Raw genomic sequence first — 23,905 nt, forward strand, 5'->3', positions numbered from 1 at the left:
CCTTTCCTGCAGGAGCTAACCTCCTTGTGGGAAAGGTTTTTTGTTGTTCATAAATTCTCCGGCTAGGGGCAAGATCTATCCGGCAATCGGCGGTTGAGCGTAGATGGTCTCCATTATGATAAAGGGTGAGACAAAAGAAAAGAAGGAAGCAGAAGAGAGGAGAACAAAAATGGCAATGGAGAGCAGAGAGGGGATGCAGCCCAAAAAAGGCGTGCGTCGCTTACTGGAGATTGCGGATGAGAAGCGCGGATTGCTCGTCGTCTCGGCGATTTTGTCTTCCTTGAGCGCAATATGCATGCTGGTGCCTTATGCATCTGTCTACTTCATTTTACGCGAGCTGTTCATGCATGCAGCGTCTCCCGCTATGGCGGATGGGGCGTACATGATTCGATGGGGAGTCATTGCGTTGTTCGGACTCGTAGGCAGTCTGGTCATGATGTATGCCGGCGGGATGGTGTCCCATATTGCTGCGTTTCGCATTTTATACGGAATGCGGGTCAAATTGTCTTCACATATCGGCCGTTTGCCGCTCGGCTGGCTGAACGGAACGTCTACGGGTGCTGTCAAAAAAACATTGGAGCAAAACGTGGAAAAGGTCGAGACGTTTGTTGCACATCAGCTCCCGGATTTGGTGCATGTAGTCGTGACGACGGTGCTCATGATCGGCGTGATGTTTTACTTGAACGTTTGGTTGGCGCTTGCCTGCGTCGTGCCAATTATACTGGGACTGATCGTGCAAATCATTACCTTTTCCGGGACGAAAACGAAAGAAAATATTAAGAGGTACTACGATTCGCTAGAACGGATGAACGGATCTGCCGTCCAGTATGTGCGGGGAATGCCTGCGATCAAGGTATTCGGGCAGACGGTTCATTCCTTTCGTCGCTTTTATGCGGACATGATCAGCTATCGGGACTATTGCGTCAAGCATACTGATGATTTTCAAAACGGATTTTTGACGTTCAAGGTGATCTTGAGCTCATTTTCCACCTTCATTCTCCCGGTAGGGGTGTTCATGCTGAGCCGCGAACCGCAAAATGTCGCGTTTGCTTCTGTTCTGCTCTTTTTCCTCGTGATGGCGCCAGGTGTATCTGCGCCGATGTTTAAGCTTTTGTTTTTGACCTCTACCCTGCGTGACATTGGCGAGGGAGTGGAGCGTATGGATCGGATTTTGGCGGAGCAGCCTGTTTCCGAACCGCTCACCTCCAAGCGACCCGAGAGCTTTGACGTCATATTTGAAAATGTATCTTTTTCTTATACAGCAGAGGGGAAAACCGGGGGAGAGGCGCTTTCGAACATTTCCTTTGTGGCGGGTCACGGGCAAGTGACTGCTCTGGTCGGACCGTCTGGAGCTGGAAAGTCTACCGTGGCGAATCTCATTCCGAGGTTTTGGGACGTATCGAACGGAGCCATACGCATTGGTCATGTAGATGTTCGTGAGCTATCGAGCACGGATTTGATGAATACGGTCGCCTTCGTCTTTCAGGATACGTTTTTGTTTTACGACACGGTTTACAACAATATTGCCATCGGATTGCCAGATGCAACCCCTGAGGCGGTTCATGCAGCGGCCAAAGCAGCGCAATGCCATGATTTTATTCAAAAGCTCCCGCAAGGCTATAACACCCTGATCGGCGAAGGTGGCGTCTACTTGTCCGGGGGAGAAGAGCAGCGTGTGGCTGTCGCGCGGGCGATCCTGAAAAACGCACCGATTCTAGTGCTGGACGAAGCGACTGCCTTTGCTGATCCTGAAAATGAGTACGAGATGCAGCTCGCCCTGGCAGAGCTGATGAAGGGCAAAACCGTTATTGTGATCGCGCATCGTCTCTCAACGATTCGGGATGCGGATCAAATTTTGGTGCTGCAAAGAGGGAAGCTGGTTGAACAAGGAAGGCATCAAGCGCTTGTAGAGGCAAATGGGCTCTATGCGCGGATGTGGAAGGCTTACACCGATGCGCAGGATTGGCAAATGGGGGAAGGAAAGGGGAGTGTGGATGCAGATGAGTATGCTGAACAATATCACAGCAGGTAAACCGCGGGCGCTGATCAAACCCGTTATGTACACGACACTTGCCAACCTTGCGCAAATTTTGCCGTTTGCCTTGCTCGTGGAGGCTGCCCGTTTGATTTTTGAGCCGTTTGCCCAGCCGGGTGCCTCATTGAACATCGAGCGACTGTGGTGGGTATGCGGATGGATGGTAGTCTCGTTGCTCCTATTGTTTGTATGCGAAATTCCAGCGTATCGCTCACAGTTTCGCGGCGCCTATCGTACAGCTGCCGAAGGGCGGACCAAGCTCGCAGAGCATCTGCGGAAGCTGTCGCTCGGCTATTTGAACAAAAGAGACCCTGGTGATTTGGCCAATATGATGATGGGGGATTTTACGATGGTGGAGCACGGCATTTCCCATCTCGTCCCGCAAATGCTGGGGGCGATCATCATGCCTGTCATGGCGATCGTAGGTCTTTCATTCGTCGATTGGCGCATGGCACTTGCCTTGTTTGCTGCGTTTCCCATTGCCATTCTCTTGGTTCTGATGACGTCAGGACTTCAACGGAGGCTGGGAGCTACGCATATGCGAGCCAAAATCGACACAGCCAATCGCTTGCAGGAATATTTGAACGGCATTCGCGTCATCAAGGCGTACAATCTGACAGGCGAACGTTTTGTGCGGCTGGAGCAATCCTTCCGGGAGTTCATGCGGCAGAGCATACGTATTGAAGGCTTGCTGGGACCGATTGTGCTGGCCGCCATTGCTTTTATCCGGGCTGGCCTCACACTCATGGTCATGGTCGGCGTGTATTTGCTTATAGCGGGCAGTATGGACCTGATCACGTTTGTCATGTTCCTGCTGGTTGGGACACGTATTTTTGATCCATTGACAGCCGCCCTCGTCAACTATGCAGAATTCCGTTACCACGAACAAGCGGGGGAGCGGATTGTTCAGCTACTGGCGGAGCCGATCATGACAGGAGAGCAGCAACCGCCTGCGGAAAACGACGTAAAGCTCGAAGGCGTCTCTTTTGGCTACATCGAAAAGAACGTTCTGCACAACGTAAGCATGCACATGCCAGTCGGGTCGTTCACAGCGCTGGTCGGGCCATCCGGCAGCGGAAAAAGCACGGTGATGCGGCTGATCGCCAGATTTTATGATCCGTCGCAGGGCACTGTTCAACTGGGGAATCAACCACTGGTCAACATGGACCCGGAAGCACTCCTCTCCCGTGTGTCGATGGTGTTTCAGGACGTATATTTGTTCCAGGACACGATTGCAAACAACATTCGCTTCGGAAAAAGGGATGCGACACAAGCGGAGGTCGAGGAAGCAGCAAAGCAAGCGTGTTGCCACGAGTTTATCATGAATCTCCCGGATGGATACGATACGGTCGTAGGTGAAGGGGGAAGCACGTTGTCAGGCGGGGAAAAACAGCGCATTTCCATTGCCAGAGCGATATTGAAAGATGCACCGATCATTCTTTTAGATGAAGCGACAGCCTCACTTGATCCTGAAAATGAAGCGCAAATTCAGAAAGCGATCGACACACTTATCGAGGGAAGAACGGTGATTGCGATTGCCCATCGCCTGAAAACCATCCGAAATGCTGACAACATTTATGTGTTGGAAAATGGCAGTGTCGTCGAACAGGGGCGGCATGACGAGCTTGTGAAGAAAAACGGTTTGTATGCGCGACTGTGGAAGCTACAGCAAGAGACGAGTGGCTGGAGACTGTCTTCCTAAATTACACAAAAAGCCCGCTAGGCAAGAGAGCCGAAGCGGGTTTTGTTGTGGTCGCACTTTTGATTTTAGTTGTCCGCTTTTTTAGTAGCAGGGATGTGGCGGAATAGCTTGGTCATGCACAGCCACGCGATGAGTGGGCCCGTTCCGATGCATAGAATCAACCAGTTTAGCGTAGCAGAAGAGACGCTTGCGGACGTCACCAGCAGGAAGATGAGAATCCCCACCAACCGTCCGACATCCAGCGCGAATTCACGGAGCACGACATACTCGACCCGATTACGTGCACTCTCTTCGTTGGTGCCGATCAGATCAAAGATCGTCGAGAGCATCGGTACAGAAAATAGCGGATAAGCGATGGACACGGCAATCCCGAAAATGAGCAGCGTCTTAAAGCTCACTTGCCAAAAGAACACGAGGAGAATACCCCACATGATGACAGCGCCAGCCAGCATTCCCCATTTGCGATAACGGGGAGCAAACCATTTGGCGATCAGGAAGTAGCTCACAAGCCCGACCGCAGACGTAGTTAGCCAGTAGTTGCCTAAGGTCATCTCGCTTCTCGTGGAAATGTAGACGAGTAGACCGATCACGAAACCAAATACACCTTCACGAAGTCCTTGACCAGCCAAAGCGCCTGCCGCCCAGCGCCACTCGGGCTCCTCTCGCAAACAACGCAAGGAAAAGCTCCAGGAATACGTCCCTTCCGATTGGCGTTTTTTCAGAAAAAAGCTGATGAACACGCCGACGACAAATAGTGCAAGAGAGATCCCGAAAATAAGAGAGTAGCCGCTATTGCCTGGAAGCCGTGTAATGAGCAAGCCTGATATCCATGGAGCGAGCATACCGCCGATGGAAGCAAGCAAACCCGCCCATCCGTTGAAGAGGTCGCGGTTGTCCGCATTTGTTATTTCGAAGTACACCACATTAAAAGAAAGCCAGAAAAAGCCATTGGCCATGCCTTGTACGAGACCAAGCGGTACAGCATAAGTGACGGCTTTGGGTCCTGCGAGAAGAACAAGCAAATAGAAAAGGGCAGAAACCGCCATTCCAGCACGCAAGACATTCATTTTGTTGAGACGCTTGACGTACCAGCCAGCAAGCCAGAAGGTGATCGCACCCGCAAGATGGGCTGCGAAAGTAAACCAGGCGATCGGAGCAAATTGACTTTTCACCTTCCATAAATAGACGTTCACAAACGTACCAGAAAGAGCTCCGGCGGCAATGAATACAGCGTTGACCAGGAGCAGCAGCTTGGCCTGATTGTCTAGCCGCCCTGATTGCTTTTGCAAAGAAGGCTCACGGCGCGACATTTTCATACCAGTGGACTTCTGCGTTTGAAGGAAGGATGGAAGACGTTTTTTTGTTTTTTGTAGCATACGTTCCCTCCGTACATAAATAGGACATGAACTTAACGTGCCCCACTGCTGCTGCTTTCAACAGGAAAGTGAAAAAGCACCATGTTTTTCCTGAACGTTTTTTCATTTCGGGGAGGAAAACGACGAGCGGCAAACAAATAAGAGAGGATAGACACACGAAAATACAGAAGCGAAAAGAAAAGAGGGCGTAAGATGGCGACAACCATTTTCAGAAATGGACGGATTTACACTGGAGATTCCAAGCATTTGTTCGTACAGGCATTGGTCGCCCGTGATGGAATTGTCCATGACTTGGGCAGCGATGCGGACATGCTTCTTCAATACGGAGGCAGTGATGTGAAGGTTGTTGATCTACAGGGATGTACTGCCACACCGGGGTTAATCGATAGCCACTTGCACTTGGGCTGGCTCGGTCTCACCTTTTTGCAGTTGGATTTGAGTAAAGCTCGCTCCAAGGACGAAATGCTGTTCCTTCTAAAAGAAAAAGCACAAGCAACTCCAGAAAATGCGTGGATACAAGGCTACGGCTGGGATGAGAATTTGTTCGTGGATGGCGGCGGAATTCCTACCATCGAAGAACTCGATCAAGCCGCATCTCATTGCCCGATTCTTTTGGCACGTATATGCGGTCATGCGAATCTGGTCAACAGCAAGGCATTGGAGCTATGTGGCTATCACCGTGACATGGAGGTGCCAGCAGGGGGAGTCATTGTTCATGATCCCGCGAGCGGCAAGCCGACGGGTATGTTATTGGAAACGGCCTCCAACCTGATTCTGAAGCATATTCCGAGGCCTGATTACGATCAGTTGAAGCAAAGCCTGCGCAGCTCGATTCTCTATGCAATGGCGCATGGCTTAACAGGGGCGCATACGGAGGATTTGCGGGAACTGGGCGGATTGGGCCAGACGTATCGAATCTACGATGAGCTCATCAATGGCGAAGAGCTTGCACTGCGTTGCAATCTGCTTGTCTTCTATCCGCATATGCATGAGCTGCGCGACTTACATATGACGGCAGGCTACGGTAACGCTCATGTGCAAATCGGTGCGGTGAAAATTTTCGCAGATGGCGCATTAGGACGCAGGACCGCTTACTTGTCTGCACCGTACGCTGATGATCCGAGCACGAGCGGATATCCCGTGCATGAGCAGGATGAGCTGACAGAGCTGGTTCGACAAGCACGTGGACTGGGGATGCCGATTGCCGTACACACCATTGGCGACAAAGCGTTGGAAATGGTCTTGGATAGTCTCGATCAGTTTCCGGGAGTTGCGTATCGGGATCGCCTCATTCATACACAAATCCTGCGACCAGACCTGCTTGCGCGTCTGAAGCATCCTCATCGGATCGCAGATATCCAGCCGCGTTTTCTCGCCGGAGACTTCCCGTGGGTGATGGATCGTGTAGGCCAGGAGCGGATTTCGCACTCGTACATCTGGAAAACAATGATGGATTATGGAATCATTTGCGCGGCGGGCTCGGATACACCGGTAGAACCAATCGATCCTCTTCTGGGGATACACGCAGCGGTCACACGTAAAGCGCCGGGAGAAACACACGATGGATACTTCCCGGAAGAGAAGCTGACGATGGAGGAAGCAATCCATCTCTTTACGTTGGGAAGTGCACAGGTGACGAACGAGGATCATGTCAAAGGCACGCTGTCGCGTGGAAAATATGCGGATATGACCGTTTATTCCAAAGACCTGTTTACCATCGATCCAGACGAGCTGCTCTCGACCAAGGTCATGATGACAGTCATTGGTGGAAAAGTATGCTACATGTCTTAATAGACTAACCCCGAAAATAAAAAACAGCGGCTGCCTTGGACAAGATGCTCTCTTGAATAACGCAAAACCCGGCTCAGGATAAGTGAGTCGGGTTTTTTGTCAGCTGCTTTCCTCGCAGCAAGCTCTTCACATCGATTTCAGCAATCAGCACACTGATCAAAACGAGACCTGCGCCTATGTATCCGCGAACAGACAGTGTTTCGCCAGTGACCAGGAAGGCAAACAGAGCAGCAAAGACAGGCTCCAAGGAAAAAATAACACCTGTGTGTGTGGCGGTCGTATATTTTTGGGCCACAGTTTGCACGACGAAGCCAATCGCACTGCATAATACGCTAAGCGCGAGCACAGCAATCCATGCCTCTTTAGACTGCGGCAATGTAGGAGTTTCCAGAGTAAATGAAAAAATAATGCCCAACAGTGCAGTAAAGCCAAGCTGATAAATCCCGAGCTGGATCGTATCCGATTGATTAGCCCATCTGCCTGTTACTGTAATATGCGTAGCATAGAAAAGGGCGCCGGCAATACACAAGAGATCTCCTTGGCTGATGCGAAACTCAGCGCTTAGCGTAAGGAGGCCAATACCGATCATGGCTAGTCCTGCGCCGACAAATACCCGTTTTTCAGGTCGGTTGCGCATAAGAATCGATAAGAGCGGAACAAAAATAACAGTCAAACTAACCAGAAAGCCTGCTTGAGAAGCTGTTGTGGATTTCACTCCGTTGGTGATTGTAGCAAATACCCCGAAAAGGATCGCACCGAGTACGAATGCATGAAGCAATGTTTTCCGATTCGTGCCACGTAGTCGCTTGTGGAACAGGGCGGCTGCCAGTATAAACGCAATGCCAAAGCGGATACCGATCAGATTGAATGTCTCCAAATCCTGCAATCCCATTTGCATAAACACATACGAGGTTCCCCAAAACAGGGTAACCAAAATCATAGCCAAATCGGCTTTCACTTGCGGTTTCATGATGAGCCTCCTTGCCCGGGGAACAGCGGGCGTAATCGGTGTTGCGCAATAATCAGTATACGAGTATCGTTTGAATAAGAAAAATGAATGTTTGTGATGATTTTCATGAATCGAATTCATGTAAAGGGGACGAGGGAAAGGTGAGCCTGAACAAGTTTGAAGTATTTATCACCGTCATTGAGTCAGGGAGCTTAACAAAAGCTGGGGAAATATTAGGCCTGACACAATCAGCCATTAGCCATGCGATTGCTAGTCTGGAGCGGGAGTTTGGTTTTTCGATTTTGAGCAGAGGACGATCGGGTATTAGCCTTACGAGCAATGGGGAACGACTGCTTCCATATATGCGTGAGACCTTGCGCTGTCATGAGCGGATGAAACAAGAGGTGTTTGCCATCAACGGGCTGGAGGTCGGGACGGTGAGAATCGGAACGTTCACGAGTGTATCCACGCAATGGCTTCCGGGAATCCTCAAACGTTTTCAAGATCAATATCCTGCAATCGAGATCAAGCTGATGGAAGGGTATTATGACGGGATTGAGAGCTGGATTCAAAGCGGGGAGATTGACTTTGGCTTCGTCTCCTTGCCGACGACAGAGGATCTGGAATGTATTCCTTTGAAAAAGGATCAGATGTATTTGCTGGTGACAGATGAACACCCGCTCTATGGGGAGGAGCGGGTGCATGTGCGCCAATTGGCCGACGAGACATTTATCATGCCGAAGACAGGCTGTGACAATGATATACAGCGATTGCTGGCCCAGTATCAGCTTGAGCCTCGGATCAAGTACGAGGTGGGGGATGATCATGCGATTATTGCCATGGTCCAAAATGGGCTCGGCATCAGCATCCTCCCTGAAATGATTTTGTTCCGCTTGCCTGCAAACATTCGGATGATTCCGCTTGAAGGGGAGCATTATCGTTCGCTAGGAGTGGCAGCTACCTCTTTTTCCAAGCAGTCACCGGCTGCCAAACGCTTTTTGCAGTTCGTAACAGAATGGGTGAACGAGCTGTAGGCGAATTTCAGACAGAGAAATCGCGCCCGACCTTCTTCGTTTGCTGCTGCCCTCGGATAAAGGGCATATATAAAAGGAAAAACAAAGCGAGTGCTACGACTTCCAGCGATACAATGTACCATGGATACGGTCCCAAAAAGTCAATCAGACTGGGATTGTCTGGCTTGCGTGAGACAAATAAGTAATTGCCTCCCGTCGCATTGTTTACAAAAAGCGCGATGAACAAGAGAAGGTTTAGAAAGCCCATCGTTTTCCAAATAGATCGGACAGTTGGACGGTAGCCTTCTACCCATGTCATGTACAAGCAGGCAAGAACGATTCCCGCGTGGGCGACAAAAAAATGTACAAAGCGAAAATGCGGAAATGGATAGAACAATTCCGGTGTAAGCAATGCCTGCATGGCCCCACCAATTCCGGCAAAAAACGTAATCTCATACAGCCCGTAGCTTCTCGTCATCAGCATAATGGCAGAGAGAAGGAGGGTCACGCTACACAGCTGCAAGGGCAATGTGTAAGCCGCGGTCCAGCTCTCGGTATAAACATGCCACAGCTGATAACAAACCTCTGACAAAAGTAAGATACCCGCTAGCACGTAACGTGTGGCGAATCGATTTGCCGGGGCCTGGAGCTTTTTCCGAAATAAATAGGTGAGAACGACCAGACAGAGCACCATGATCAAGGTGATGAGGTGGGAAGGGGAAAACAGCCGAAACGGCTCACCTGTCAGGAAAAGTGAAAAATAGGGTGAGGTCATCACGATCTCCTCTTTGTTTATTATTTTTTATATTTGAAAATTCACGAAATTTTAACACATAGCTATTTGTCTGATATAAATCTTTGGTTATAATATAAATAGACTACGTTACATCATTGAGAGGAGATATAGTCTTGAACTTAGTGCTCACGGAAAAACAATGCAAGTCTTGCCAGGCTCGCTTGACCGAGTATGAAATCGAGAACAATGGTGCACTCTGCATGGAATGCTTCAAGGAAGAACAAGGCGAGTAAAAGCAACAGCAAGACATACGGCAACTGACCGTCCCCTCATATATAGCAATAGACCCTTTTCAATCAGACCCTCTCTTAACATAGAGAGGGTCTGATTTTTTAGCCAATTTTATTCAGGGAGCGGAATGATGAGTTCCATTCTTCGACTGCCGTCTTTCATGCTTGTTTCAAACAAGATTAATGTCAGTGTGCTGTTCGGCTCCGCTTTTTTCACTTTCAATGTATGCGTAAAATCTCCCCAATCAGGAGCAGCCGTCGTAGCCTGCACGAATCCTTGCGTCAGCTCGTTATGTCCATCTTCTACGACATAATTGAGTACAGCTTCGAACACGCGCGCCTGTCCTTTGATTTCAAACGTATCCTGGGCCGTTTTCTTTACAGTAACATTGCGGAAGATATCATTGGCATAGACAGTCTCTTCTGGAGCTGGTTCCTCCGTTGGCGGCTTCCCGGCAGATGTAGGTGGTTGCGTGGATGCCGGTGGCTCGGTAGCAGGTGTCTCGGGCTCGGCTGCAACGGGTGGCTTCTGTTGTTCTGTTGGAGTGGAAGGGCTTTGTGTGCCACTCGTGCATCCTTGCAGCAAGCCGATCGTCAACAGCAGCAAAAGGATTTTTTTCATGGTATCCCTCGATTCTGTCTGGTATGAAATGGTATCTACAAATAGTAAGACGTAAAAACAAACAAGAGTGTTTCAGGTGGATAGGTCTTCTTGGGTCAAACTGTGGTAGAATGGGGAGGAAGTAGCAACCATTATTCCTAGAAGGCTGGTCTGATAAGAATGGAACAACAGACGTTTCGAGTGGAAAAAGACTTTCTCGGCGAGAAGCAAATTCCAGTAGATGCCTATTATGGCGTGCAAACGATGAGAGCAACGGAAAACTTTCCGATCACCGGGTATCGTCTTCATTTTTCCCTCATTAATGCAATGGCAATGGTAAAAAAGGCAGCCGCGATGGCAAATATGGAAGTGTCCAGATTGAATCCGCGGTTAGGAAATGCGATTGTCGCTGCTGCGGAAGAAATCTTGCAAGGAAAATGGCATGATCAGTTTATCGTCGATCCGATCCAGGGTGGAGCAGGTACGTCGATCAATATGAATGCCAACGAAGTAATCGCTAACCGCGGTCTTGAGATGCTGGGTGAGAAAAAAGGAGATTATTTCCACCTTAGCCCAAATACACATGTAAACATGTCTCAGTCTACAAACGATGCCTTCCCGACAGCGATTCATATTTCAACACTCACCCTGTTGGAAAAGCTGCTCGTAACGATGGAAACGATGCATGACGCATTTGGCCAAAAGGCCAAAGAATTCGACGATGTTATTAAAATGGGTAGAACGCATTTGCAGGATGCAGTTCCGATTCGATTGGGACAAGAGTTCGAAGCATATCGTCGGGTGCTTGAACGCGACATCAAGCGTATTAAGCAATCTCGCCAGCATTTGTACGAAGTAAACATGGGCGCAACTGCAGTAGGCACTGGGCTGAATGCTGACCCTCGATACATTACGTCAGTGGTCAAGCATCTTGCAGATATTTCAGGCTTCCCGCTTACAGGTGCGGAGCATCTCGTGGATGCTACACAAAACACAGATGCGTACACCGAAGTATCTGCAGCGCTGAAAGTATGCATGATGAACATGTCCAAAATCGCCAATGACTTGCGTCTGATGGCATCAGGACCACGAGCTGGACTGGGAGAAATCTCCTTGCCAGCACGTCAGCCAGGTTCCTCGATCATGCCAGGAAAAGTAAATCCGGTAATGGCTGAACTCATCAATCAGGTAGCTTTTCAGGTCATCGGTAATGACCATACCATTTGTCTGGCATCCGAAGCTGGTCAGCTGGAGCTGAACGTTATGGAGCCTGTTCTTGTCTTTAATTTGCTGCAATCGATCAGCATCATGGACAATGCATTCGCTGTCTTTACGCGCCATTGCTTGGAAGGAATCGAAGCAAACCGCGAGCGTATGAAAGAATACGTGGAAAAAAGCGTAGGCGTAATTACTGCGGTGAATCCTCATCTTGGATATGAGACTGCTGCTCGCATTGCACGTGAAGCCATTTTGACTGGAAAGTCTGTACGTGAGCTATGCTTGCAGCATAATGTACTGACAGAAGAAGAGCTGGATTTGATTCTCGATCCATTTGAAATGACTCATCCAGGTATTGCTGGAGCTTCCTTGCTGGATCGCGACTAAACCAAAAAACTCCCGCGCGTCGTTACATGCGATGCCGCGGGAGTTTTTGCTTGCAATGCACTACTTTTTTGGAAGCTGATCCAAGCTCTTGAATTCATAGCCTTGCTTGCGAGCTTCATCGATTATCATCCCCAGAGCCTCTGCATTGTCTTTGGAGACCGAATGGAGCAGAATTACAGCGCCGGGATGCATTTGGGTCATGACGCTGTCATAAGCATATCTAGCGCCACGCTGAACTTTGGTATCCCAATCCTTATAGGCTACAGACCAAAATACGTTTGTGTAGCCCATGTCCTTCGTTACAGCAAGTGTACGATCGCTGAAAATTCCTCTGGGAGGACGTAAATAACGCATGGTAGCTTGTCCGGTCACTTGCTGGACAGCTTCACTTACTTTTGTTAATTCGTCTCTGATTTTCTCATTGGATACGGTTGTCATATCAGGATGGCTCCAGGAATGATTGCCAATCAGATGCCCCTCTTGTGCCATTCGCTTTAACAGCTCGGGCTGTTCCTTCACAAAATGACCCGTCACGAAGAAAATGGCAGGGACTTTTCTCGCGAGAAGTGTATCTAAAATCTTTGGCGTAAAGCCATTTTCATAACCGTTATCAAACGTCAAATAAAGCTCTTTTTTCGTGGTATCCCCTAAAAAAACCGCACCGTGCCGATCCACAATGCCTTTAAAGCCTTCCTCGTTGATAGAGGGTAACTGACCATTCTTGCTCTTTTTAAATCCAAAATGGTACGGGTGATCTGGTGAGGCCATAATCGAGTCAACTGGCAAGGCACTTGTAAGCAACAAGCTAATCCCGATCAACAAGCTTTGGAGAAATCGTCTTTTCAATAATGAGCTCTCCCTTCCTCAGCGAAGTCATGATGTATGCAAGGCGATTCCATCAAAAGTTTGTCCAGTCTACTTCCAAATATGTAACCGATGCGTATGCAACAGCAGACTGCTTCGTGCAATGGCAAGTTGTGTAAAAGTCTACTGTGAGTAAGGGTCAACTGTCCATACATGAACAATGAACTCTTCATATAGTATCAATGTCGACAGTGAAGCTGTTGGCAAATACTGCCAAGCAATCATTATTTCCAGGAGGTGTGGTTAACATGGACGAATGGTTGGAGCAATTACGTGAGGCCATTGGTGAAGGTGCAGAAGAAATAGAAATAAAAATTGAATACGAAGATGGCACTACGAAAAAATTATACTTCGGCAATGATGACGATGATGACGAAGATGACGATGAAGATGATGAAGATGGAGATTCTGATGAGGAAAACTATAATGACGAAGAATCCAATGACGAAGAATCCGATGACGAAGATTCTGATGACGAAGATTCCGATGACGCCTAATTGATTTCTATTTGTGGAAAAAGATACGCGTGCATGCGTATCTTTTTTCTGTTGCATTCTGTAATATTAAACATATTTCATGATGAGGATGGAACAGAAAATGAGCTTTCAAGTGAGTCATCAAACGATAAAAGAATGGTGCGGTCGCCTTTCTTATGAAAGAGGAAAGACTTTTTACCGTTCTGGGAACGTGCTTGTGGAGCATTTTCAATTGGAGCCTGCTTGGATCAAAACGACAGTGAGCGCAGGAAAAAATAATTATCAGGTTACGATTGAACTGGACGACTCTGGTATGGCAGCAGTATGCAGTTGCCCTACTTTAGCGTCGTACGATCACTACTGTCAGCATGTTGCAGCCTCGTTGCTAACCTTGCGTGATCTGCAATTAGACGAGCATCCTGACAGCTATTCCCCTTCCTTTACAGCGAGACAAGCAGGCATGACAAGACAGGCTGATTCCCAACTAACAGAGGGACTGTTCGGCTTGTTCGTGGATCGGCCGATTCGGACAAGCCATAATCGCGTGCTGCTGGATTCGCGAACAACGCTTGCCTTGGAAATCATATGTAAAATCGTGCCGTACGGCTTTCGCAAGAGCATGATCGGAATAGAGCTGAAGCTAGGGCCAAAGAGGCTGTACATCGTAAAGGACATTCGCGCTTTCTTAGACCGGGTGGATAAGCAGCAAGTGTATCGTTTCTCTAGCCAATTTACGTATGACCCGAATTTGCATCGCTTTTTGCCAGAGCATGAAGCCATCCTCCGCGAACTCCTGCAAATTTACCGCACGGAAAAAATATATCGGGAGACAGCAAGCTACCATTATCAGGAACAGAAGCATGTGGGTGGAGAACGGGTTCTGCTTGTTCCACCGTTTACCTGGGAGCGATTATTTGGTTTGCTACTTACCGCACCCTCTGTTCACATTCAGCATCAAGACCAAATGTATCCCACGTTTGCATGTATAGATGAACCGCCGCCGCTCCACTTCGAATTTGACCAGACAAAAACAGATCAATATCAGCTGGAAGTGCAAGGCTTTAAGCAAATCACTGTCTTGGAAGCTTACGGATTGTTGCTCGTCGATGGAAAATGGCACAGATTGCCGAAGGAACAATGCCACAGTTTGGCAGAGCTGAAGCACTTGTTAGAATCTCATAGCAGTGAGCGGATTCACATTCCCGCCGAAAAAATCGAGCCATTCATGGTTCAGGTTGTCCCGGCCTTGATGAAACTGGGGAACGTGCAAATTGCAAAAGCCGTCTCGCAACGAGTCGTGCAATTCCAGTTAAAAGCCAAATTGTATTTGGACAGGGTAAGAGACCGGCTGCTGGCGGGACTTGAGTTTCAATACGGCGATATCGTCATCAATCCACTGGAAGGCTATGAAGGCGAAGGGCAACGTGGCAGTGAGCTGATTTTGATGCGTGACGGGGAGAAGGAGCGGCAGATTTTAGAGCTGATGGAGGAAAGTGCTTTTATCCGCACGGAAGGAGGGTATTTTCTCGATGACGAGGAAGCTGAGTATGACTTCCTTTACCACGTCGTCCCTAAGCTGGAAAAGCTGGTAAAGGTATACGCGACGACCTCCGTAAAAATCAGGATTCAGCCTCTGCACCTACCACCAAAAGTAAAAGTGGATGTCGATGAGCGAACAAATTGGCTGGATTTTCGCTTTGATATGGATGGGATGCCCGAGTCCGAGATCCGAAGTGTTATCCAATCGGTAGAAGAAAAGCGCAGATATCATCGGCTGTCGAATGGAGCGCTTCTGCCGCTTGAGACAAAGGAATTTGAGCAAATCAATCGTTTCTTAGACGAGATGGGCATGCAATATGCTGAGCAAATGGGGAGTGGCTTTCAACTGCCTGCTTTTCGCGGGCTGCGTCTGCTTGATATCCCCACGCAGGGACAGTCTGTTCAGCTAGGCAAATCGTTGCGCCAGTTTTTGGAGAATATACGTAACCCTGATAATCTGGACTTTCCCGTACCCGAATCTTTGCAGGGGACACTTCGGGATTATCAGAAGTTTGGCTATCAATGGATGAAAACACTGGCCCACTACGGCTTTGGGGGAGTTCTCGCAGACGATATGGGCCTGGGGAAGACGTTGCAAAGTATTACCTTCCTTCTCTCAGTTCTGCCCGAAATCCGAGAACAAAAGCTCCCAGCGATTATCGTGGCTCCTGCCTCTCTTTTATACAATTGGCACAACGAGATCAAAAAGTTCGCGCCAAATATCCGCAGCGTGATTGTGGATGGCCCGAAGGAAGAGCGGAATCAAATCGTAAACGAGCTGTCACAAATCGACGTGCTGATTACTTCGTATCCGCTCTTGCGTCGTGATCATGCCCAATTCGAGGAGCATTCCTTCCACACCTTGATCTTGGATGAAGCGCAGACCTTCAAAAACTATGTCACCCAAACAGCACAGACAGTAAAACAAATAAAAGCCAAGCATCGCTTTGCTCTTACAGGAACACCTGTGGAAAACAGGGTAGAAGAGCTATGGTCCATCTACGATGTTGTTTTTCCAGAGCTTTTTCCTGCACGAAAGGAATTCCTCGACTTGCCGCGAGATACGATTGCGAAGCGGACACGTCCGTTTTTATTGCGCAGGCTCAAGACTGAGGTTCTGAAGGAATTGCCGGCCAAAATTGAAACACTGCAAAGCGCAAGGCTGTTGCCAGAACAGAAAAAGCTGTATGTTGCCTATTTGGCGCAGCTCCAACAGGAAACGGTAAAGCACCTGTACAATAAAGGCTTTCAAAAAAATCGGATCAAAATTCTCGCAGGCTTGACGAGGCTGCGCCAGATATGTTGTCACCCAGCGCTGTTCGTCAAAGAGTATGATGGAGGGTCAGCCAAGCTCGAACAGCTATTCGAGATCATCGGGGAATGCAAAAACGCCGGGAAGCGCGTTTTACTCTTTTCTCAATTTACGGAGATGCTAGGGATGATCGGACGCGAGCTGGGGTATCATGGTGTTCCGTTTTTTTATCTGGATGGACAGACACCAATAGCAGAAAGACTAGATTTGTGCAACCGATTTAACGAAGGAGAGCGGGATTTGTTTCTCATGTCATTGAAAGCTGGGGGAACAGGATTAAATGTGACAGGTGCGGATACTGTCATCTTGTATGATCTGTGGTGGAATCCAGCCGTAGAACAACAGGCGGCTGATCGTGCCCATCGTATCGGACAAAAAAACGTTGTCCAAGTGATCAGGCTTGTTGCAGAGGGGACTGTCGAAGAGAAGATGTACGAACTGCAACAAAAAAAGAAAAACTTGATTGAGGAAATCATTACCCCGGGGCAAGAGGCAATCTCTTCTATAACCGAGCAAGAAATACGCGAATTGCTGATGATTTAACACGGAACAGCTTGACTGTCGCTACCATGCGAGGGGTCAAGCTGTTTTTTTGAGAGACTTTATCCCTGTGCGAATAACGAATTGGCAGACTCCCAGTGATATTTGTCCGGTTCGAGAAAAGAACATAGCGAATAGCTTATGAAGAAGGACGAAGGCATCACCACAGTAGTGTGGGGGGAATGGAATGGAACAATATGTGATTAAGCCATGGGATACCCGAGAAGGGAATGTGGAAACACCGGCTAACTGGGATTTGACAGTGCCACCAGAAGTAGATGCGGTCGCAGAACAAGTGATCAAAGAGTATGACATGTCGGTGAAGAGTCGTACGCTCATTACTTCTAAGCCAGACAAAGGCGGGGCTATTTGGCGCATTGAGACCGATAAAGGTCCGCGCAGCCTAAAGGTACTGCACCGTACGCCTGAACGAAGTCTCTATAGTGTGGCTTTCCAAGAATACGTCGTCAAACAGGGGGCAAGGGTACCAGCACTGATTCCAGCCCGAAATGGCAGTCTTTATGTGGAAAAAGGCGGGAAACTCTGGATTGTTACCGATTGGATTGCCTTGCAACCAGCAACAAAAGTAGATTTGGTAGGCGCGCAAGAGCTTTGCTACGGTCTTGGTGAATTCCATCGTCATTCGAAAGGCTATGTTCCACCCGCAGGAGCCAAAAACTCTTCCCGTTTATATCGTTGGCCCAATCATTATCAAAAGATTGCCAAAAAAATAGGCTGGATGCGGGAAGTAGCAAAAGCCTACAGTGAAGCCCCGGCAAGTAAATCTATTTTGGCCGTCGTCGACCACTATGAACAGCAAGCATGGGCAGCCTTAGAAAAATTAAAGGCTTCTGCCTATCCGAAAATGATCAAAATGGGAGAGGCTCACTGGGGATTGGTGCACCAAGATTACGGCTGGTCAAATGGACAAAATGGTCCGGGAGGGCTTTGGGTCATCGACCTGGATGGCGTGTCGTACGATTTGCCGTTTCGGGATTTGCGCAAGCTCATCACCAGTACGATGGATGATATGGGCGTCTGGGATGTTACCTGGATGCGCGGCATGATCGAAGCCTATCATAAGGCAAATCCACTGGATCGTGAATCGTTTGAAGTGCTCTTAAATGACATGGCAGTGCCAAACGAATTTTATAAGCACCTAAAAGAGATGTTTTATGATCCCGCAATCTTTCTGTCCACGGAAGCAGAAGGCATCTTGCAGCGAGTATTGACGGGGGATAAAACGAAAGATGCGGCATTGGCAGAGCTCGCGAAAGACATCAGCAAATATGAACCGGGCAACTATGACCAAATAACGGAAGTCGTTGAACCGCAAAGGGTGGCATCAGATATCAAGGAACTCATACCTGTTGCGGCGGTTTCCATTCCGACAACGGAGTCTTTGGTCAAGGAGCCAAAAGACAAAGAGTCCAAGATCAAAGAGTCCAAGATCAAAGTGCCCAAGGATAAAGAGTCTAAGGTGAAGGGATCCAAAGACAAAGAGTCTAAAGTAAAAGATTCTAAAGTAAAAGAGTCCAAAGTCAAGGAGTCCAAAGTAAAAGAGTCCAAAGTCAAGGAGCCTGCAAGCGACCAGGCAGCCAGTTCACTTCCGACTTCCAAGCAAACGCCAGTTAAACCAAAAGAAAGTCGGAAGGAAGGGGTAGAGGTAGAACAAAGAAGCACTACCCGCAGAGCTCCGATCTTATTTTCGGGAAATGTTCCGTTTACGCCTTCAGCGCCACTCGTTTCGATAGAAGCACAAAAACTCGTTCGTCCAAACAAAAAGCGGGGAATGAGCTCTGCTGTCTCAAAAAGCAGCAGCAGAAAGCCAAGCAAGCCTCAAAGTAAAGTACGAGTCGCTATCAATGTAAAGCCCAAATCATCACAAGAAAAACCAATAAGTCAAGCAGGGAAAAACAAAAAACAAACTGTGTGGACAGCAAACCAGCAGTCCCGGACCGTCACTTCCAACAAAAGCAAGAAGGTTGCCAAATCGGCGAAACCAAGCCGTAAATTCATCAATAATCAGATGAAGAAGCAGCATCAAAAAACAAAGAAGACAAAAGGCAACTAATGTAAGAAGTCGGAACGGGAAAGGAGAATTCGGATGAAAGTTATCATGGTCTGTACAGAAAAATTGCCAGTCCCTCCTATACGAGGGGGAGCGATTCAGACTTATATTTCAGGGATTGCAGATATTCTGGGGAGGCATCATGAGCTGACTATCCTGGGAACGTCGGATCCCACGCTACCGAAGGATGAAAAAGTTCGCAATGCGCGTTATGTGCGGGTAGACGGTCAAGGTGTTTTCGAGAACTATGCACGTGAAGTAGCCGCGTTCCTGAGTGCGAACAACTATGATGTCATCCATGTTTTTAACCGACCGCGGATGGTTCCTATCATTCGAGAAGTATGCCCGAACGCACGTATCATCCTAAGCATGCACAATGATATGTTTGATCCAGTAAAAATAGGGCAGGCAGATGCTGCCAGAGCCGTTGCTGAAACAGAACGCATCATTACCATCAGTGATTATGTCGGCCGGGTCATTGCCTCACTGTATCCCGAAGCAGCAAATAAGCTTCGAACGATTTATTCAGGTGTGAACTTGGACACATTCGTTCCGGTGGAAGGATCCAAAATGGCGCAAAAAATTCGTCAGGAACTGCGGGCGACGCACAATCTTGGCAACAAACAAGTGATCTTGTTTGTAGGAAGACTGACGCCGAAAAAAGGGGCCGACATTCTGGTTCGTGCGATGAATGAACTCCGCTCCTACCATTCCAACATCGCTCTCGTCTTGGTTGGAGGGTCTTGGTATGGTGAGAATAAAATCAGTGATTATGCAGCGTATGTACGCTCATTAGCGAATCGTTCGCCTGTTCCGGTTATTACAACGGGATTTGTTCCGGCAGATCAGATTCACCACTGGTTCTGGGCGGGTGACGTTTTTGTCTGTCCATCACAATGGGAGGAGCCGCTAGCGCGTGTTCATTATGAAGCGATGGCTGCCGGTTTACCTTTTGTCACGACAAAGCGGGGTGGAAATGCTGAGGTGATCATCGGAGGCAATGGACTGTTGGTCGAGCAGCCGGAGGACCCTCTAGCGTTTGCCGTACAGCTGAAACAACTATTGTCCAGCCGCGATCTCCAGCGTCAAATGGGGAGAAGCGGACGCCAGCTTGCCGAACAAAGATTTACATGGGATCGTGTCGCAAGAGATGTGCTAGACGTATGGAATAACTGGGCAAGGTAACACCAAAAAGCGAATACTACAGCCCACTTCCCTGAGAGATCGGAGAAGTGGGCGTTTACTTACACCTTTTGGCCAAGAGAGGGTGATGTACGATCCTGCGAGAATGGACGAGCCTGCATGATAAGCTGCACCATCAAAGGCTTGTCCCATATGCGAGGGGTACACGATCACAGAAGATGCGGGGAATCTACGACATTCAGACTCCCCGCATCTTCAAGCAAAGTGAGAGCTGCGAAGAACAACAGCTTGTTCAATTGGGCTCTGCATTCGGAATAATCGCGACGATGTGGGGGATAGGAATAACGACAGATGCTCCATTCGTAGCTGAGGAGGATATTGTTTGTAATTCAATGATTCCTTCCTCCACTCTAAGAAGTTTTCCGATTCGATAGGAACGGCTCTCTGGTCCCCAATCCGTCAACAGCAAGACCTCCACGATTTGATTCTTTTTCATGCATTTGCCGAGTTCTTGACGAAGCTCGTCTAAACAGGCTTGATCAGCAGATTCTTTCGTTTCGACATCAACCTTCACAACAGGTGCGGGAATGACGATAGGGCTTGGAGCTTCGATTTGTACAACGGGTGCTTCTACTTGTACAACAGGTGCCTCTACTTGTACAACAGGTGCCTCTACTTGTACAACAGGTGCTTCTACTTGTGGTGTGGGTGTGGTCACATTTACTTGCGGGGACCGTACGTGGATACGCACAAAACGGCGTAATTTTTTGATCAAACTATTGGTTTTGCGTTTGGCGGTTCGTCGTCGCTTGCAGGGGCAGCAACGGGCTTTCTTTGCTTTAATCCTCTTCTTTCTCGATGGTTTCAAAGTCAACACCCCCCTTACAATACATGATTTATCATATTCAGTAAGGGGATGACCGCATTGGACTAACACCTGATTTGACAAAATCAGGCAGGAAAACATTAGCAGATTTAGAGGATTTTTTTAAAAAGACAGGAAAATCGTGTATACTTATCAGGTAATCTCAAAAAGAAAGATGGAGGTTTCTCAATGAATCGTATGCCGATTGCCCCCATGGGAGTGGGGAAGCTGTTGGACAAGAGCTTTTCTGTGTATCGCCAGCATTTTGGTGCATTCTTTCTGTTGGCTTTGATTTGGTTCGGTCCATTTTTACTCCTGCAGCAATTGCTTCTGGTTGATCTTACCAGGGTTCCCCTGCTTGCACAAAATACAGAAGGTATGGACTTTGCAGAATCGTTAGGCGCAAGGTTTGCCGGACAAGAAGAATTTATGACACAGAGCCTGCCCATGCTGCTCATATTTATATTCCTTGTCGCACCGCTACTTATGGTCGTCGCCTATCCGCAAATGATATCGGGCTCTATTTTGCTGACAAAAGCTGCTCTAGAGGGAGAAGCCTTGAGCTTAAAGGATGCGTTGAAGGGGCCGCTTCGCAGATTTTGGCCGCTCGCTGGCAGTACTTTCGTTTATGGATTGATCGTGTTTGCACTGACAACAGCATTTGTCATTGTATATGGATTGTTCATCGTTTTGATAGCCGTCGCTGGTGGAATGTCGTTTGAGACCATGTTTGATCCGTCTGATGAAAGCAGCGTAGTGTTTATGATCGTATTGTTTATATTTGGCTATTTATTTTTAATTGCAGGAATGATGCTTGTTCCGGGCTTCTTCTTGCTGCGCTGGGGCTTTTATATGCCACTCGTTCTGTTCGAACGCGATGGTATTGGCATCGGCCAGAGCTGGAATTTGACAAAAGGTAACTTTTGGAGACTGTTCGGTATTTTTGTTGTTCTCAGCGTGATCTACTCGATGTTCTCCAGTGGCATGCAATTAGTTCTCACTGGTGTCCTGGGTACGTCTATACTCGCGCAAATCATTCTGGTTGTCCTTACCTGCCTCTTAATGCCGTGGATGTCCATCGTTTACGCTTTGGCCTACTTTGATCTGCGCGTGAGAAAAGACGGTTCGGATTTGCAAGAGCTGGTGAGCCGTCAGCTTGCCACATCAGCACCAGAAAATACACCAGTAGCACCAGAAACCACTTCAGCAGTTCCTTCTACTCCTACACAAGAGCCGGGAGTTAGACATGATTAGCACGAGTCCTTGGGTGGATGACAAGGAACATTTACAAGAGATTCTAGCCCGAGATGAGTTCCATTTGCCCCAAGGGGACGGGGAGAGCTGGCTTCAAAAGGCGATAGAGTATGTGATCGAGCTGATCGCTGATCTCTTTTCGTGGACCAGTATCCCGTCCGGTGCTGCAAATACGGTATCAACGATCGTACTCACGATCGCAGTACTGGGACTGATCGGCATCATTTACTGGTTGTTCCGGAGAATGATTTGGGAACAGAAGAAGAATCGACCGCTGTTTATGGACGGAGAAAAAATACGTTCTCATGCAGACTATTTGCGCGATGCGAAGGAGAAAGCAGCGCGAGGAGAATGGCGGGAAGGAGAACGTGCGTTGTTTTTGGCGTTGTTGGTTTATTTTCAAATGAAGTCATGGGTTCGAGTAGAGAAATGGAAAACAAACTGGGAATACGCAGAAGAAATTGAGGCAAATCAACCGAGCTTACGCGAGGTGTTCGGCCGCTTTGCACGCGAATTCGATGCTGTTTGGTACGGAAAGGCGCTTGTAGATGAAGTGTCGTTCTGGCAACGAGTGAACGAACTAGAAGGCATCTGGCGCGAGGAGGTACAGCATGGATAGTTTGCGCACCTATCGTGTCGGAATTATTTTGGCAACCTTGCTGCTTGTCGTTGTAGGCTGGTTTATCGTTAAACCTACAGCGGAGAGTCTCCCTCCGTACTTGGCTTCGTCCGCACAGCCGACAGGAATCAAGGCGGTGCTCGTACTGCTAGAGGAAAAAGGCAAGCAGGTGAAGGAATGGCGGCAGCCAATGCGTGTTTTGCCGGCAGCAACAGGTCAGGCCATGCTTGTAGTAGAGCCGAAAAGACTCGTGCCAGAGGAACAGATAGACATCCTGGATTGGGTTAGTGAAGGTAATCACCTGATTCTGTTTCAATCGAATCCATCCGAGTGGGAAGACCTTCCTTTTGATACGGATTACATCGAAGACAAGGAGAATCAGGAGCGCAACCTTCAGGGACCTCTCGTCCAGGGGAGGTTCATGGGCAGAGCAGAGACCTCGCTCAGATTGATAGAAGAAGCAGACATGGAGCCGCTTCTCTACGACGATCAGGGGATACTCGCTGGAAGAACAGAAGTGGGAGACGGTACCGTTACGTTTTTTCTCGTACCGGATTGGCTGACGAACCAAAGAATTGATCAGCTGTCCCACTTTGAAGCAATATGGCCGTATTTACAAGGAGAATGGTCCGTCCTGTGGGTGGACGAATACCATCACGGCTTGCTAGAGAAACCAGGGTTATTGGCGATCTACCCAGGCTGGTTAGTGGCAGCCTGCATACAACTCGGCATCGTTCTCTTACTGTACGTGTGGTGGAAGGGAAAACGTTTCGGTCCTGTCTATACGCTCAGGGAATGGACGGTGCGCAGAGGCGATGAAACGTTGCTCGCTGTGTCTAGCTGGTATGAAAGAAGAGGGCTGGCTCAGGATGCATTGCGGCATCGAGAAGCGTACATGCGACAGCTGTTGCACGATCGCTGGGGTGTGCACCAGCGGGCGGACCGTGTGGAGATAGTGAGGTACGCCAAAACAAAATGGACAAATCAAGAGGTAGAGAAAATTGCTCATCTGCTGGAACGACTGGAACAGGCAAAAATCGAAGGGCGTTATTCATCGAAGAGCTTGCTTGCAGACAGTCTCTTGTTAGATGAGATTATGAAGCGTTTGGAGAAGGAGTGACAAC

At 48.4% G+C, this 23,905-nt stretch carries 18 protein-coding genes; 12 read left to right on the plus strand and 6 right to left on the minus strand.

Going from position 1 to position 23,905, the window contains the following annotated elements; translation table 11 throughout:
- Positions 1–193 precede the first annotated feature (193 nt).
- A complete protein-coding gene (locus AB1L17_RS00135) occupies positions 194–2,032 on the plus strand; it encodes an ABC transporter ATP-binding protein (protein WP_412843299.1) in 1,839 nt (612 codons plus the stop codon).
- Positions 2,001–3,737 carry an ABC transporter ATP-binding protein gene (locus tag AB1L17_RS00140; protein WP_412843263.1) on the plus strand — a complete coding sequence of 579 codons (1,737 nt, stop codon included), beginning with the start codon at positions 2,001–2,003 and terminating at the stop codon, positions 3,735–3,737. Before AB1L17_RS00135 ends, AB1L17_RS00140 begins: the two co-directional genes overlap by 32 nt.
- Before the next feature lie 65 nt (positions 3,738–3,802).
- Here AB1L17_RS00140 and AB1L17_RS00145 read toward each other — a convergent pair whose 3' ends face one another.
- Positions 3,803–5,113 carry an MFS transporter gene (locus AB1L17_RS00145; protein WP_412843262.1) on the minus strand — a complete coding sequence of 437 codons (1,311 nt, stop codon included), beginning with the start codon at positions 5,111–5,113 and terminating at the stop codon, positions 3,803–3,805.
- A 192-nt stretch (positions 5,114–5,305) separates the two neighbouring features.
- On the opposite strand from AB1L17_RS00145, the gene AB1L17_RS00150 reads away from it, so the two are divergent.
- A complete protein-coding gene (locus tag AB1L17_RS00150) occupies positions 5,306–6,904 on the plus strand; it encodes an amidohydrolase (RefSeq protein ID WP_412843261.1) in 1,599 nt (532 codons plus the stop codon).
- A 73-nt stretch (positions 6,905–6,977) separates the two neighbouring features.
- Here the strand turns inward: AB1L17_RS00150 and AB1L17_RS00155 are convergent, their stop codons facing one another.
- Positions 6,978–7,874, minus strand: a complete 897-nt coding sequence (locus tag AB1L17_RS00155) for a DMT family transporter (protein WP_412843260.1) — start codon at positions 7,872–7,874, stop codon at positions 6,978–6,980.
- A 140-nt stretch (positions 7,875–8,014) separates the two neighbouring features.
- Between AB1L17_RS00155 and AB1L17_RS00160 the strand changes: the two genes are divergently transcribed.
- Positions 8,015–8,887 carry a LysR family transcriptional regulator gene (locus AB1L17_RS00160; protein WP_412843259.1) on the plus strand — a complete coding sequence of 291 codons (873 nt, stop codon included), beginning with the start codon at positions 8,015–8,017 and terminating at the stop codon, positions 8,885–8,887.
- 7 nt (positions 8,888–8,894) lie between these two features.
- Here the strand turns inward: AB1L17_RS00160 and AB1L17_RS00165 are convergent, their stop codons facing one another.
- Together AB1L17_RS00165 and AB1L17_RS00170 are read right to left on the minus strand one after the other, a co-directional pair.
- Positions 8,895–9,641: a YwaF family protein gene (locus AB1L17_RS00165; RefSeq protein ID WP_412843258.1), complete on the minus strand. Its 747-nt coding sequence runs from the start codon at positions 9,639–9,641 to the stop codon at positions 8,895–8,897.
- Between the two features lie 363 nt (positions 9,642–10,004).
- Entirely contained in the window at positions 10,005–10,514 is a 510-nt protein-coding gene (locus AB1L17_RS00170) for a Gmad2 immunoglobulin-like domain-containing protein (RefSeq protein ID WP_412843257.1), read from the minus strand.
- A gap of 159 nt (positions 10,515–10,673) precedes the next feature.
- Here AB1L17_RS00170 and aspA point away from each other — a divergent pair, with 159 nt between their 5' ends.
- Positions 10,674–12,098: an aspartate ammonia-lyase gene (aspA, locus tag AB1L17_RS00175; protein ID WP_412843256.1), complete on the plus strand. Its 1,425-nt coding sequence runs from the start codon at positions 10,674–10,676 to the stop codon at positions 12,096–12,098.
- 60 nt (positions 12,099–12,158) lie between these two features.
- Here the strand turns inward: aspA and pdaA are convergent, their stop codons facing one another.
- On the minus strand, positions 12,159–12,944 hold the full coding sequence (gene pdaA, locus AB1L17_RS00180) for a delta-lactam-biosynthetic de-N-acetylase (RefSeq protein WP_412843255.1): 786 nt from the start codon (positions 12,942–12,944) through the stop codon (positions 12,159–12,161).
- A gap of 266 nt (positions 12,945–13,210) precedes the next feature.
- On the opposite strand from pdaA, the gene AB1L17_RS00185 reads away from it, so the two are divergent.
- The 4 genes from AB1L17_RS00185 to AB1L17_RS00200 all read left to right on the plus strand — a co-directional run bounded on the left by AB1L17_RS00185 (position 13,211) and on the right by AB1L17_RS00200 (position 20,085).
- A complete protein-coding gene (locus tag AB1L17_RS00185) occupies positions 13,211–13,459 on the plus strand; it encodes a DNA primase (RefSeq protein ID WP_412843254.1) in 249 nt (82 codons plus the stop codon).
- Between the two features lie 100 nt (positions 13,460–13,559).
- Positions 13,560–16,832 carry a DEAD/DEAH box helicase gene (locus tag AB1L17_RS00190; protein WP_412843253.1) on the plus strand — a complete coding sequence of 1,091 codons (3,273 nt, stop codon included), beginning with the start codon at positions 13,560–13,562 and terminating at the stop codon, positions 16,830–16,832.
- A 184-nt stretch (positions 16,833–17,016) separates the two neighbouring features.
- Positions 17,017–18,903 (plus strand): CotS family spore coat protein, encoded by a 1,887-nt coding sequence (locus AB1L17_RS00195; protein ID WP_412843252.1) that lies wholly within the window; start codon positions 17,017–17,019, stop codon positions 18,901–18,903.
- Positions 18,904–18,936: 33 nt separating this feature from the next.
- Positions 18,937–20,085, plus strand: coding sequence for a glycosyltransferase family 4 protein (locus tag AB1L17_RS00200; protein ID WP_412843251.1), 1,149 nt, complete (start codon positions 18,937–18,939; stop codon positions 20,083–20,085).
- Positions 20,086–20,335: 250 nt separating this feature from the next.
- On the opposite strand, the gene AB1L17_RS00205 is transcribed toward AB1L17_RS00200, so the two are convergent.
- Positions 20,336–20,920: a hypothetical protein gene (locus tag AB1L17_RS00205; protein ID WP_412843250.1), complete on the minus strand. Its 585-nt coding sequence runs from the start codon at positions 20,918–20,920 to the stop codon at positions 20,336–20,338.
- Positions 20,921–21,097: 177 nt separating this feature from the next.
- On the opposite strand from AB1L17_RS00205, the gene AB1L17_RS00210 reads away from it, so the two are divergent.
- The 3 genes from AB1L17_RS00210 to AB1L17_RS00220 are packed head-to-tail and all read left to right on the plus strand — an operon-like array spanning position 21,098 to position 23,901.
- A complete protein-coding gene (locus AB1L17_RS00210) occupies positions 21,098–22,162 on the plus strand; it encodes a DUF7847 domain-containing protein (RefSeq protein WP_412843249.1) in 1,065 nt (354 codons plus the stop codon).
- Entirely contained in the window at positions 22,155–22,781 is a 627-nt protein-coding gene (locus tag AB1L17_RS00215) for a DUF4129 domain-containing protein (RefSeq protein WP_412843248.1), read from the plus strand. The genes AB1L17_RS00210 and AB1L17_RS00215 overlap by 8 nt, the downstream gene beginning before the upstream one ends.
- On the plus strand, positions 22,774–23,901 hold the full coding sequence (locus AB1L17_RS00220) for a DUF4350 domain-containing protein (RefSeq protein WP_412843247.1): 1,128 nt from the start codon (positions 22,774–22,776) through the stop codon (positions 23,899–23,901). Before AB1L17_RS00215 ends, AB1L17_RS00220 begins: the two co-directional genes overlap by 8 nt.
- Positions 23,902–23,905: the final 4 nt, after the last annotated feature.

Source organism: Brevibacillus jepli (assembly GCF_047229145.1).
Taxonomy (GTDB): domain Bacteria; phylum Bacillota; class Bacilli; order Brevibacillales; family Brevibacillaceae; genus Brevibacillus.

Excerpts from the sequence above, each read along its gene's own strand:
- AB1L17_RS00155 (WP_412843260.1), bottom strand. The coding sequence starts at position 7,874 with ATGAAACCGCAAGTGAAAGCCGATTTGGCTATGATTTTGGTTACCCTG.
- AB1L17_RS00165 (WP_412843258.1), bottom strand. The coding sequence starts at position 9,641 with ATGACCTCACCCTATTTTTCACTTTTCCTGACAGGTGAGCCGTTTCGG.
- aspA (WP_412843256.1), top strand. The coding sequence starts at position 10,674 with ATGGAACAACAGACGTTTCGAGTGGAAAAAGACTTTCTCGGCGAGAAG.
- AB1L17_RS00145 (WP_412843262.1), bottom strand. The coding sequence starts at position 5,113 with ATGCTACAAAAAACAAAAAAACGTCTTCCATCCTTCCTTCAAACGCAG.
- AB1L17_RS00215 (WP_412843248.1), top strand. The coding sequence starts at position 22,155 with ATGATTAGCACGAGTCCTTGGGTGGATGACAAGGAACATTTACAAGAG.
- AB1L17_RS00135 (WP_412843299.1), top strand. The coding sequence starts at position 194 with ATGCAGCCCAAAAAAGGCGTGCGTCGCTTACTGGAGATTGCGGATGAG.
- AB1L17_RS00210 (WP_412843249.1), top strand. The coding sequence starts at position 21,098 with ATGAATCGTATGCCGATTGCCCCCATGGGAGTGGGGAAGCTGTTGGAC.
- AB1L17_RS00195 (WP_412843252.1), top strand. The coding sequence starts at position 17,017 with ATGGAACAATATGTGATTAAGCCATGGGATACCCGAGAAGGGAATGTG.
- AB1L17_RS00185 (WP_412843254.1), top strand. The coding sequence starts at position 13,211 with ATGGACGAATGGTTGGAGCAATTACGTGAGGCCATTGGTGAAGGTGCA.
- AB1L17_RS00220 (WP_412843247.1), top strand. The coding sequence starts at position 22,774 with ATGGATAGTTTGCGCACCTATCGTGTCGGAATTATTTTGGCAACCTTG.
- AB1L17_RS00170 (WP_412843257.1), bottom strand. The coding sequence starts at position 10,514 with ATGAAAAAAATCCTTTTGCTGCTGTTGACGATCGGCTTGCTGCAAGGA.
- AB1L17_RS00190 (WP_412843253.1), top strand. The coding sequence starts at position 13,560 with ATGAGCTTTCAAGTGAGTCATCAAACGATAAAAGAATGGTGCGGTCGC.
- AB1L17_RS00140 (WP_412843263.1), top strand. The coding sequence starts at position 2,001 with ATGAGTATGCTGAACAATATCACAGCAGGTAAACCGCGGGCGCTGATC.
- AB1L17_RS00200 (WP_412843251.1), top strand. The coding sequence starts at position 18,937 with ATGAAAGTTATCATGGTCTGTACAGAAAAATTGCCAGTCCCTCCTATA.
- AB1L17_RS00150 (WP_412843261.1), top strand. The coding sequence starts at position 5,306 with ATGGCGACAACCATTTTCAGAAATGGACGGATTTACACTGGAGATTCC.